This window comes from Aureibaculum algae (assembly GCF_006065315.1).
Lineage (GTDB): Bacteria > Bacteroidota > Bacteroidia > Flavobacteriales > Flavobacteriaceae > Aureibaculum > Aureibaculum algae.
The window spans coordinates 1931737-1944597 of record NZ_CP040749.1 but is presented as its reverse complement, the minus strand read 5'-3'; the positions used below and the strand labels follow the sequence as shown (position 1 = coordinate 1944597).

General features: G+C 32.8%; 7 protein-coding genes. 3 read left to right on the top strand and 4 right to left on the bottom strand.

The features are described 5' to 3' along the window. Positions 1 to 81 precede the first annotated feature (81 nt). Entirely contained in the window at positions 82 to 381 is a 300-nt protein-coding gene (locus FF125_RS07985; RefSeq protein ID WP_138949268.1) for a putative quinol monooxygenase, read from the bottom strand. A gap of 172 nt (positions 382 to 553) precedes the next feature. On the opposite strand from FF125_RS07985, the gene FF125_RS07980 reads away from it, so the two are divergent. Then, the gene (locus FF125_RS07980) at positions 554 to 1450 is read left to right on the top strand and encodes an AraC family transcriptional regulator (protein WP_138949267.1); all 897 of its coding nucleotides are present in this window, start codon (positions 554 to 556) and stop codon (positions 1448 to 1450) included. A 61-nt stretch (positions 1451 to 1511) separates the two neighbouring features. Here FF125_RS07980 and FF125_RS07975 read toward each other — a convergent pair whose 3' ends face one another. After that, the gene (locus FF125_RS07975) at positions 1512 to 3194 is read right to left on the bottom strand and encodes a PNGase F N-terminal domain-containing protein (protein WP_138949266.1); all 1683 of its coding nucleotides are present in this window, start codon (positions 3192 to 3194) and stop codon (positions 1512 to 1514) included. Positions 3195 to 3363: 169 nt separating this feature from the next. Between FF125_RS07975 and purL the strand changes: the two genes are divergently transcribed. Continuing rightward, positions 3364 to 7092, top strand: a complete 3729-nt coding sequence (gene purL, locus FF125_RS07970; RefSeq protein ID WP_138949265.1) for a phosphoribosylformylglycinamidine synthase — start codon at positions 3364 to 3366, stop codon at positions 7090 to 7092. A 335-nt stretch (positions 7093 to 7427) separates the two neighbouring features. Here purL and FF125_RS07965 read toward each other — a convergent pair whose 3' ends face one another. Both FF125_RS07965 and pheT read right to left on the bottom strand, forming a co-directional pair. Further along, complete coding sequence (locus FF125_RS07965; RefSeq protein WP_138949264.1) at positions 7428 to 8444, bottom strand: quinone-dependent dihydroorotate dehydrogenase; 1017 nt, start codon at positions 8442 to 8444, stop codon at positions 7428 to 7430. 3 nt (positions 8445 to 8447) lie between these two features. Then, the gene (gene pheT / locus FF125_RS07960; protein WP_138949263.1) at positions 8448 to 10880 is read right to left on the bottom strand and encodes a phenylalanine--tRNA ligase subunit beta; all 2433 of its coding nucleotides are present in this window, start codon (positions 10878 to 10880) and stop codon (positions 8448 to 8450) included. A 177-nt stretch (positions 10881 to 11057) separates the two neighbouring features. Between pheT and FF125_RS07955 the strand changes: the two genes are divergently transcribed. Then, positions 11058 to 12833, top strand: coding sequence for an AMP-dependent synthetase/ligase (locus tag FF125_RS07955; RefSeq protein ID WP_138949262.1), 1776 nt, complete (start codon positions 11058 to 11060; stop codon positions 12831 to 12833). Positions 12834 to 12861: the final 28 nt, after the last annotated feature.

Sequence of the window (12861 nt, the reverse complement as noted above, 5' to 3'; positions counted from 1 at the left end):
GTTATCTTCTTTTAGCATTTATTAGAACACAATCAAGTTATTAAAAATAAAAACATCTTTTTTATAAGATCTGTTTTAAATTTAGTTTCCTATTTCTGTCATTTCACTTAAAACAAACTCTTCAACTTTATCTTCTGTTACTTTTAAATAGTGTGCTAAATATTTATTAGCCATATGTTTTTGCCACAATTCTCTATTCGTCCATTTTTCATGGAATAGAAATACATTTGGGTTTTCATTATCTTGATGCAGATCATAACTAATATTACCTTCTTCTGCTCTAGTTACATCTAATAATTTTAGTAATTCTGCTTTTACAAATTCTGTATGTTCTTCTTTTACAGTAATTCTTGCTACAATGGTTAAAAATGATTTTTTCATATAATTAATATTAATGTATTTAATTTCTATGCAAAGGTATTCCCATATCCAAGGACTTTAATGTAAGATGAATGGATAATAATGTACATTTAAAGGTTTTAGATACGATTTCTAGGATTCATATCACTTTTTTATATAGTTTTACACTAAATTATTATTAAATCATACAATAATGCAAGTAATTGAAGCTTTTAAACCTTTCGAAATACAAGAAATAAAATTAACCGATTGGAAACAACGGCCGGTTAAAAACAATTTTTTCGAATTGGTTTTAATTAAAGATGGAGAAGGCACTCAATGTATTAACTATAATGATGTCCCCTACAACAAAGGCAGTATCTTTTTATTACCTCCCTTAAAATGTCATTCATTCAACATAGAAAAACCTACAAAATTTGTATTTCTAAAGTTTACAGATTCATTTTTTAAAAATGTAAACCGAATTACTATTGATAGAAACGAATGGTTTAAAGAAGCCTCTTACATCCTATCTAACTACAATCAATTACCTGGTGATATTATCAAAAATGATGTAGATCGAAATCATTTAATAAACTTAATTTCTATGATTTTAGAAGAATCTAGAAGTTATGGTAACGAATCTATAAATCTAATAACTAGCTTGATGACAAGTATCTTAGAATTATTGATTAGAAACATCAAGAAAAGCAGTTATTTTGAAATGCCAAATAACAATTCTGACGATAGAATAACAAAAATGCTAACCTACATTAACGAAAACATCGATAAAACAGAGCTATTAAAAGTTGAAAACTTAGCCGATGTTTTTATGATGTCACCAACTTATGTCAGTGAATTTTTCAAGAAACAAGTCCACATGCCTTTGCGAGAATATATACTCAAAGCCAAACTTAAATTGGTTGAAATCCGTTTGTTAAATTCAGATTTTACATTAACCCAAATTGCAGACGAACTCGGATTTACAGATGTCAGTCACCTTTCTAAAACCTTTAAAAGGTATGCAGGCACTTCTATACGTGAATTTAAGAACAATGGTGAGTATATGTTATTAAAAAGAGCATCTTGTACTCCAAGTAGTAACAATTAAACTACTTTACCTCCTAAAGTTCATCTCACAAGCAATAGATCAACATTTGCCAAATGACATATTAGTTATCAATTCTCTTTTCACCAACCAAAACTCCAGTAACTCCCCAATGGCTAAAACTACTACCTTCATCGTTACCCTGATCAATCACAACTTGAATAATATGTTTTCCTGGTTCCAAATCTTTTAGCGGAATTAAATAAGGAGGAGTTAGTGTTCCAGGACACCAATTAGAACGACTCAAGTCACTAGAAGACAATCCATTTCCAAAATTACCTGAGGCAGGATTTGAAAACCTATAGGTAGCACAATCTGTCCGCCAAGGTACTATCGTAAATACTTCTATACCATCAATAAATATCTTATTCATTTTCGGAACAAACTCGTCTCCTGCACCCCATCCTCCATGTCCTGTGGAAGTATACAACATTTGTAAGTCTTCTATATTTTCTGGGATTTCAAAATCAACTGTTAATGTATCCGTTTTAAATAATCTTCCATAATTCTGACCAGACATTTCTAAAGTATTAACTGTAGAAAATAAAGGATCAATATATTTTACATTCTTCGTATCATTACCACCGAAAGATGGATAAAAATCAAGTTCAAGGCTCACTTTATGTCCTCCTTTATCATAATTACCAACAAAAACACCTACCCATATTTCATCAACATCTGTTGGAATTAAAGAGGTTACTTCTTGCTTATAACGAACATCATCTGCCCAATCGTAATTGTTAATAACCCTTTTGTCATTAAAATGATTCGCTCCAAATGATGTAAAAAATCGCATAATTTCAATCGGCGGATTATAATTTCCTTCTTTAACAATTCCTTGGTATTTCTGCCCTGTATTATCGGTATAAACTGGTAATTGATCTAAGCCTTTTAAATACGCATTCATCACAGAATTATTTTCATTTACTGGGACAATAAAGACAGAACCTGTCCGGTCATAGGCATCACCATTAGAACGGCACTGCAATTTCGCAAATACATTGCCACTCTTTTTTAATTCAGGGGTTAGTTTAATCTTTTTTACAATAACAGAGCCTACACTTAAATGATACGTTTTATTAAGCTCCATTATATTGGCATCTGGAGCTTTTATAGAACCATCAAAATTGATGGTTTCGTTATCAAAAATAGTTACTTTAGTAAATCTAGAATTGATTTTAATCTCTTCGAATTCGGCGGCCGTAACCTCAAGTGCATCATCAGCAGTATATTGACGTGGTTCAGCTTTTTTAATTTTATCTATTGCACTCGCTAACGAAGTGCGATTCCCATTTCTTGTTATTTTTAATACCAAAGCATTTTTAGTGGGTAAAAACATGGGACTTGGCGAACCCTTCACTTTTGCATCTTCTGTAAACCATACTTCAATGGTATTAGAAAAATAATTATACTTGGCATAGTTACATTTAAAACCTAAAATAGTTTCTGGCTTATCTTCAAAAATCGGTTTTGGTAGGCTATCAAAAAGAGTTACTTGTTTATAGAGTTGGTCATTATAAGTTATCGTACTTACAACTTCACTGGTATTAAAATTAATAAATTGTTGAATCTTATCGTCTGATTTTGATAAAAATAAAATTTGATTTTGATAATCTATACTGGTAGTTCTATCACTCTTTTTTCCATTTGAAATGTTGTCGTAAGCAATCTTATAACTATGAGGTTTCTTTTGAGTGTAAGCTAAAATAGGTAATATAAAAAGTAGGGTTACAAATATTTTTTTCATGTTGGGTTATATTTTACTCTTACAAAATTAATACATTCCCCTTACCCTACAATTATAGAAACCTAGAGATACTAACAAAACCTTGTTAAAAACATTTGTCATTTTTGTTTCTTTTGACACATCCTTAACCATCTAAATATGTATTTTTACTGCTCACAAAATCAAAGCAATGATCTATTTTTTTGGAGAGTCACACACCAAAGTATTCGCAGTACAAACCGCAGACAATTTAACAACAGATACCATCAATAAACTTACTTGGTTGTTTGGTAATAAAACCATGCTACAACAAGCAACTATTGACGCTTATTTTGTTGGACCGCGTGCTGCAATGATAACACCTTGGAGCACCAATGCTGTTGAAATAACTCAAAATATGGGTATTGAGGGGATTCTAAGAATTGAAGAATTCATTGCTTCAAATGAAATATTTGCAGATTTTGACCCTATGCTTCTTCAAAAATATATTATATTAAATCAAGAGATTTTTGATGTTCACATACAACCTGAAGCCGTTTTAGAAATTGAAAACATCGCAGAATATAATCAACAAGAAGGACTTTCGTTAAGTGATGACGAAGTAGAATACCTAGAAAATCTATCTGCAAAATTGTATAAAGAATCTGGGAGAAAACTAACAGATTCTGAGGTTTTCGGATTCTCACAAGTAAATAGTGAACATTGTCGTCATAAAATTTTCAATGGCTCTTTTGTAATTGATGGCAAGGAAAAACCATCTTCTTTATTCAAATTAATTAAAAAAACTTCTGAAATACATCCTAACGATATTGTTTCAGCCTATAAAGATAATGTCGCTTTTATTAAAGGTCCAAAAGTGGAGCAATTTGCTCCAAAAACTGCTGACAAACCTGATTTTTACGAAGTTAAAGATTACAATTCCGTAATATCCTTAAAGGCAGAAACACATAATTTTCCGACAACTGTAGAACCTTTCAATGGAGCTGCAACCGGTTCCGGTGGTGAAATTCGCGATAGACTAGCTGGAGGGAAAGGTTCTTTACCTTTAGCGGGAACAGCAGTATATATGACTTCGTATTCTCGATTAGAGCAAGATGCGTTAGACGCCACTGAAGACAAGCCTTGGGAAGATGCGATGACTGCACGTCCATGGTTGTATCAAACGCCTATTGATATTTTAATTAAAGCATCAAATGGTGCTTCTGATTTTGGTAATAAATTCGGCCAACCCTTAATTTGTGGATCTGTTTTAACTTTTGAACATGGAGAACATTCTAGAAAATTAGGTTACGACAAAGTGATCATGCAAGCTGGTGGTATCGGATATGGAAAGGCAGAGCAAGCCTTAAAAGACACCCCAAAAACTGGTGATAAAATTGTCCTTTTAGGTGGTGATAATTATAGAATTGGAATGGGTGGTGCTGCAGTATCTTCTGCCGATACTGGTGCCTTTGAAAGTGGTATTGAATTAAATGCCGTACAACGTTCAAATCCTGAAATGCAAAAAAGAGCGGCAAACGCCATTCGTGGTATGGTAGAAAGCGATATAAATCATATTGTTTCTATTCACGATCATGGAGCAGGTGGTCATCTTAATTGTCTTTCTGAATTGGTGGAAGATACTGGTGGAAAAATTGATATGGACAAACTTCCTGTTGGAGATCCGACACTATCTGCCAAAGAAATTATCGGTAATGAGTCTCAAGAAAGAATGGGATTGGTTATTGGTGAAAAACATTTGGAAAATTTACAACGAATTGCAGAACGTGAGCGTTCTCCTATTTATACTGTTGGTGATGTTACAGGGGATAATCGTTTTACCTTTGAGTCAAAAACGACTGGTGAAAAACCAATGGACTTAGCGTTGGAAGATATGTTTGGTAGCTCTCCAAAAACGATAATGAATGATGTAACCATTCAACGAAATTATGAAGAATTGGTATATGATACTGATAAATTTACAGACTACCTTAAACGCGTATTACAATTAGAAGCTGTTGCCTGTAAAGACTGGTTGACAAATAAAGTAGACCGATGTGTAGGTGGTAAAGTTGCCAAGCAACAATGTGTTGGCCCGTTACAATTACCACTTAACAATTGTGCGGTAATGGCGTTAGACTATAAAGGTAAAGAAGGAATTGCGACTAGTATAGGGCACTCTCCTATTTCAGGTTTAATTGACCCTATTGCCGGAAGTAGAAATTCAATTGCTGAGGCGTTAACAAATATTATTTGGGCACCACTTGAAGAGGGACTTAAGAGTATTTCACTTTCAGCAAACTGGATGTGGCCTTGTAGAAATGAAGGTGAAGATGCTCGTTTATATGAAGCTGTTGAAGCTATTTCAGAATTCGCCATTGAACTGGGTATAAATGTACCTACAGGGAAAGATTCCTTGTCAATGAAACAAAAATATCCTAATGAAGAAGTAATCGCTCCAGGAACTGTAATTATTTCGGCAGCTGGTCATTGTAATGATATTACCAAAGTTGTAGAACCTGTGTTACAAACCAATAAAGGATCTATTTATTATATCAATCTTTCACAGGAAAGTCACGAATTAGGAGGAAGTTCATTTGCTCAAACGTTGAATAAAGTGGGTAACAAAGCTCCTTCAATAAAAGATGCGAAGCAGTTTGCAACAATTTTTAATACCATTCAAAAGCTAATTAAAAATGACAAGATTGTTGCCGGACATGATGTTGCATCTGGTGGATTGATAACGACACTATTAGAAATGTGTTTTGCAGATATAAGCTTAGGAGCAACCATAGACGTATCGGAAATAAATGAAAAAGACACTTCCAAACTATTGTTTTCTGAAAATGCAGGAATTGTTTTTCAAGCTGAAGATAATTCAGTTGAAAAAATATTAACTGATGCTAATATTGAGTTTTATAGGATAGGAAAAGTAACTTCAGACGAAACACTTTCCATAAAGAATCAACATGAAGATTTAGTGTTGAATGTTTCTGAGCTAAGAGATGTTTGGTTTAAAACTTCGTATTTATTAGATAAGCATCAAACAGCAAATAATTTAGCTCAAGATAGATTTGATAATTATAAAAATCAACCGTTAGCCTACGTTTTTCCAAAGCACTTTACGGGTAACCTGAAAGATATAACAGGATTGTCAGGTCGAGCGTCCCGAGATATTCGGGAGAGACCTAAAGCTGCTATTCTCCGTGAAAAAGGTAGTAATTCTGAACGTGAAATGGCAAATGCCATGTATTTGGCAGGATTTGATGTAAAAGATGTTCACATGACCGATCTAATTTCTGGTCGTGAAAATTTAGAAGATATTCAATTTTTAGGAGCTGTTGGCGGATTTAGTAATTCGGATGTGTTGGGTTCTGCTAAAGGTTGGGCAGGTGCCATTAAATACAACGAAAAAGCCAATAAGGTAATCAATGATTTCTTTGCTAGAGAAGACACGTTATCTGTGGGGATTTGCAATGGTTGTCAGTTATTTATGGAATTGCAAGTGATCAACCCCGATCATACTAACCATGGAAAAATGTTACATAACGACTCTCGTAAACACGAAAGTTCTTTTACTTCTGTACATATTCAAGACAATAATTCAATAATGTTATCTTCTTTAGCCGGAAGTACTTTAGGCGTTTGGATTAGTCACGGTGAAGGTAAATTTAACTTACCAATGTCAGAAGACAATTATGATATTGTCGCCAAATATGGCTATGCTGAATATCCTCACAACCCTAATGGTTCTGATTTCAACACTGCTATGTTGTGTGATAACAGTGGGCGTCACTTAGTAACAATGCCACATATAGAACGTTCTACGTTTCAATGGAATTGGGCTAACTATCCTGAAGGAAGAAAAGATGAAGTTTCTCCATGGCTAGAAGCATTTGTAAATGCTAGAAAATGGATTGAAAAGAAAAACCCATCCTAAATCCTTCCCAAAAAGGAAGGACTTTGACTATTACAGTGATACTATTTCTTAAGCGTTTAAAGACACTATTTTTTAACCCTACCTGAAAATTGCTACGTATCTATTTATAATAAATGTCAATTCAAACAGCTTCTCCCTTTAAACAAAGGGAGTAATGTATGACGAAGGAGGATGGCGGAGGGTTTGACAATTTAGTATAAAGAGTATATTCTAAAAAGGGTTTTAAATTACAAGTTTTCAAACTCCCCTTTTATCGTTTTATTAGCATTGACTTTATATCCGTATTATCCTTTCTTCACCTGAAAAGCAGTACTAAAAAAATAAGAGAACTTATTTTATTGCTTTATTAATAACTGATTAATTCGCTTTACCAACGCAGGACCTTCATAGATAAAACCTGTATAGACTTGTACTAAATCTGCACCTGCTTCAATTTTTTCAAGGGCGTCTTCCGCAGAATGAATTCCACCAACACCAATTATAGGAAATGCTTTATTAGATTTATCAGCTAAAAATCGAATCACTTCTGTAGAACGGTTAGTTAACGGCTTACCACTTAAACCTCCTGTTTCATTTTTATTTTCAGATTGTAAACCTTCTCTCGAAATTGTAGTATTTGTAGCAATTACACCATCAATTTTTGTGGTTTCAATAATATCAATAATATCAAGTAATTGGGTATCTGTTAAATCGGGAGCAATTTTTAATAAAATTGGTTTTCTAGCGGCTTTCTTATTATTTTCTTCTTGTAAGGTATTTAACAATTTTGTTAAAGGCTCTTTCTCTTGTAAGTCTCTTAAATTAGGAGTATTGGGTGAGCTCACATTGACCACGAAATAATCAACTACATCAAAAAGTTTATGAAAACAGATGATATAATCGTCAATAGCATTTTCATTAGGCGTAATCTTATTTTTACCAATATTACCACCTATAATAATGTCTGTTTTTTTATTCTTTAATCGTTCTACAGCAGCATCTACACCTTCATTATTAAACCCCATTCTGTTTATAATACCACCATCTTCTTTAAGTCGAAATAAGCGTTTTTTAGGATTTCCTGGTTGTGGCTTTGGTGTTACGGTACCAATTTCAACAAATCCGAATCCATAATAGGAAAGCTCATCAAATAAAAAGGCATTTTTATCCATTCCCGCTGCCAAACCCACTGGATTTTTAAACGTTAGTCCAAATAAATTACGTTCTAATTTTTTGTCTTCAACAGTAAATTTACCCTTAACTATAGCTTTTATAAAAGGAATTTTAAAACCATTTTTTATACTTGAAAATGTAAAATGGTGGACTTTTTCAGGATCAAATAAAAACAGTACTTTTCTAATGAGTTTATACATTGCTTACGCTCTTAATTCTGCTTTTAATTTGGTTTCAAATGTTTGTTGTAACTTATTCATTACACCGTCAATTTGATTGTCTGTTAATGTCTGTTTATCATCTTGTAATATAAAACTTACGGCATAAGATTTTTTACCCTCTGGTAATTTATCACCCTCATACACATCAAACAAATCGACAGATTTTAATATTTTCCTATCGGTTTGAAATGCCAATTGAAATACTTCATTAAAAGTCACTTTCTTATCCAACAATAAAGAGAAATCTCTCTTAACCGATGGAAACTTAGTTAAACTACTAACTTTTAGCGTTTTGTTTTTAATGAATTTAAGCATCGCATCCCAATTAAAGTCTGCGTAAAGTACTTCTTGCTTAATTCCAAATTGCTTGGTAATGGTCGATTTAACCACACCAAAATCTACAAGCGTTTCTTTTCCAACCTGTAATGATATACCTTCTGAAAAGAAATCATTTTCAAGTGGTTGCGATTTATATGAGCTAAGACCAACTCTTTCTAAAACATTTTGAACGATTCCCTTTCCGTAAAAGAAATCAGATTTTTTTGTTTTAAGCAACCAATTATTATCATTTCTATTTCCTGATATTAAAAGGGAAAAATGTTTTTGTTCTTCATATGTATCATCAAATTTATGATAGGTATTTCCAAATTCAAACAATTTAATGTCACTACTTTTTCTGTTGATATTATAGGCTACAGCTTCCAAACCACTAAAAAGTAAGGTCTGTCTTAACACGGATAAATCGGCACTTAACGGATTAAGCATGGTTACATTATGCTTCATGTCTATTTGTTCTGAAAATTCAACATAATCAGGACTAGTTAATGAATTGGCCATCATTTCATAAAACCCTTGACTAGCCAGTTGATTGCTAATTAAATTCTGTAATTTATTAGCATCAGGTTTAGGAGCATATGAAATTGAGGTATTCAACTTCGGTGAAGTTTTGACATTATTATAGCCATAAACTCTTAAAATTTCTTCAATAATATCTGCCTCTCTCGTAACATCAACTCGGTATGAAGGTATCGTCAATCCTAAACCGGAATCAGTTTGATTGTTAATTTTGATATCTAATGAAGCTAGGATATTTTTAATGGTATCTGGTTTTAACCTTTCACCAATTAGTTTTTCTGCATTATCGAATGAAAATCGTACTTGATGATCTTCTATTTTATTTGGGTAAATATCAATTAAGTCAGAAGAAATTTCTCCTCCCGATATTTCTTCAATTAACAAAGCTGCTCTTTTTAGAGCATAATCCGTAATATTTGGATCAATCCCTCTTTCAAAACGGAAAGAAGCATCTGTATTTAAACCAAATCTTTTGGCTGTTTTACGAATAGAAACAGCATCAAAATAAGCACTTTCTAAAAAGATAGCGGTTGTGTTTTTGCTTACACCAGAATCTAAACCACCATAAACACCTGCAATACATAAGGGATTTGAATCGCCATCGCAAATCATAATATCATCTTGATGTAACTTACGAGTTTCTCCATCTAGGGTTACAAACTCAGTATCTTTTGGTAAATTCTTTACAATAATTTTATTTCTGTTAATTTTTGCGGCATCAAAAGCATGTAATGGTTGCCCCAACTCATGTAACACATAATTGGTTATATCAACAATATTATTAATTGGATTTACGCCAATTGCTTTTAATTTATCTTGCATCCATTTAGGAGAATCTTCAACTTTAATTCCCGTAATTGTTACTCCCGCATAGCGTGGCACTTGCTTTTTATTAGCAACGTCAACCTGTATTTTTAAGGAACGGATGTCAACATCAAAATTACTTACGGAAGGAGTTATTAATTCTTCATCTATATTTAGTTGTAGCAAACCCGCTTTTAAATCACGTGCAACTCCAAAATGACTCATAGCATCTGATCTATTTGGAGTCAATCCAATTTCAAAAACATAATCTGTTGATATTTCAAACAGTTCAGCAGCAGGCGTACCTGCTTTTACTTTTTTATCTAAGACTAAAATACCATCATGACCTTCACCCAGCCCTAACTCATCCTCAGCACAAATCATTCCATGACTTGCCTCACCTCTTATATTTCCTTTTTTAATTTTAAATCCGTTACCTTCATTATCATATAATGTGGTACCGACAGTTGCTACTGGAACTTTTTGACCAGCATCTACATTAGGAGCTCCACATACAATTTGTATTGGCTCTCCATTGCCCAAGTCTACAGTAGTCACTTTTAATCGATCTGCATTAGGATGTTTTTCGCAAGTCAATACCTCTCCTACTACAATCCCATCTAAACTTCCCTTTATAGATTCTACCTTATCAATACCTTCTACTTCCAAGCCTAAATCGGTTAAAATTTCACCAACCTTTTCTACCTCTAAATCAATCTTTAAGAATTGTTGTAACCAATTATAAGAAATCTTCATTTATTCTATTTTTTTTAATATCGGCACAAAGATAATCAATACATTTTACTAGTTGCAATAGGGAATGTATAAATTTCATCATCTAAAAATTAATATGATTACGATCATATTAAACACTGTTTTTCGCTTGTATATTCCTTTTAATTTTTATACTTTGCATTACCAAATTACAAAAATATGCCCATAGAAATTACGAGATTATTTGATTTCCCCTACTATCAATTGGAGAAATACAATTTAGACGCCGCATTGGTAACTAAATATGATGGGGAATGGGTAAAAACATCCACAAAAGAATATTTAGATAAAGCGAATGCATTAAGTAGAGCGTTACTTAAATTGGGAGTTAAAAAGAACGATAAAATTGCAGTAATATCTTCTACGAACCGAACGGAATGGAATATTACTGATATAGGTATTTTGCAAACAGGTGCTCAAAACATCCCAATTTACCCCACTATATCAGCCGAAGATTATGAATATGTTTTAAACCATAGTGAATCTATATATTGTTTTGTTTCTGATAGTGAAGTGCTAGCTAAAGTTAATGCAATTAAAAGTAAAACTAGTTTAAAAGAAGTTTTTTGTTTTGATCACATAGAAGGATGTAAACATTATTCTGAACTGTTTGAGTTAGGTAAAGATTTAGATAACCAACCCGAATTAGATCAACGAAAAAGTGAGGTTTTATATACTGATTTGGCAACTATTATTTATACATCAGGTACAACTGGAAAACCCAAAGGAGTTATGCTGTCGCATAAAAACATTGTTAGCAATGCCTTAGATAGCGACCCTAGATTACCTTTAATTGACGGTGAGACCCGTATTTTGAGCTTTTTACCTATTTGTCATATATTTGAAAGATTATTAATTTATTTATATCAATATGCAGGATGTACAGTTTATTATGCCGAAGGTTTAGATAAAATTGGTGATAATATTAAGGAAGTTCAACCTCATATGATGAGTGTTGTACCTCGTTTATTGGAAAAATTATATGATAAAATTTATGCCAAAGGAGGAGAATTAACGGGTATTAAAAAAGCCTTATTTTATTGGGCCGTTGAAATTGGCGAAAAATATGAGCCTTACGAGGCTAATGGCTGGTGGTATGAATTTAAACTTAAAATTGCTAGAAAATTAATTTTCAGTAAATGGCAAGAAGCTTTAGGCGGTAACTTAGGTACCATGGTTTCTGGTAGTGCCGCTTTAAACCCGAGATTAGCAAGGATATTTTGTGCGGCAGGAATGTATGTTATGGAAGGTTATGGTCTTACAGAAACTTCTCCTGTAGTTGCTGTTAATATGTATAAAGACAAAATGTTTAAAATTGGTGCCGTTGGTAAACCTATTAGAAATGTTGAAGTAACTATTGCTGAAGATGGCGAAATATTAATTAAAGGCCCCAATGTGATGATGGGTTATTATAAAGACCCCGAAAAAACAAAGAGTGTTATGACTGGTGATCATTTCCATACGGGAGATAAGGGCGAAATAGACAGTGAAGGTTTCTTAAAAATTACAGGACGTAAAAAAGAAATGTTTAAGACCTCTGGAGGTAAGTATGTTATACCCACGCTTTTAGAAAATATTTTAAAAGAATCTCAGTTTATAGAACAAATTATGGTGATTGGTGAAGGCGAAAAAATGCCCGCTGCCTTAATCCAACCTAATTTTGATTTTATAAAGGAATGGGCAAAAAGAAAAAATGCAACTATCGGTAATAGTGATCAAGAAATAATTAAGAATCCTGAAGTTATTCAACGTATTCAAAAAGATATAGATAAATGCAATAAAAACTTTGGTAAATGGGAACAAATAAAGCGTTTTGAACTCACTCCCGATGTTTGGAGTATAGATGGCGGGCACTTAACACCTACCATGAAAATGAAACGAGCCGTTATAAAAGAAATATATAAAGATTTATACGATAAGATATATAGTAATTAATACCTTTGTCCTCACCCAAGATTATAGA

Bases quoted from the DNA above. Each gene is read 5' to 3' on its own strand.
- FF125_RS07975 (WP_138949266.1), bottom strand. From the start codon at position 3,194: ATGAAAAAAATATTTGTAACCCTACTTTTTATATTACCTATTTTAGCT.
- purL (WP_138949265.1), top strand. From the start codon at position 3,364: ATGATCTATTTTTTTGGAGAGTCACACACCAAAGTATTCGCAGTACAA.
- FF125_RS07980 (WP_138949267.1), top strand. From the start codon at position 554: ATGCAAGTAATTGAAGCTTTTAAACCTTTCGAAATACAAGAAATAAAA.
- FF125_RS07985 (WP_138949268.1), bottom strand. From the start codon at position 381: ATGAAAAAATCATTTTTAACCATTGTAGCAAGAATTACTGTAAAAGAA.
- FF125_RS07955 (WP_138949262.1), top strand. From the start codon at position 11,058: ATGCCCATAGAAATTACGAGATTATTTGATTTCCCCTACTATCAATTG.
- pheT (WP_138949263.1), bottom strand. From the start codon at position 10,880: ATGAAGATTTCTTATAATTGGTTACAACAATTCTTAAAGATTGATTTA.
- FF125_RS07965 (WP_138949264.1), bottom strand. From the start codon at position 8,444: ATGTATAAACTCATTAGAAAAGTACTGTTTTTATTTGATCCTGAAAAA.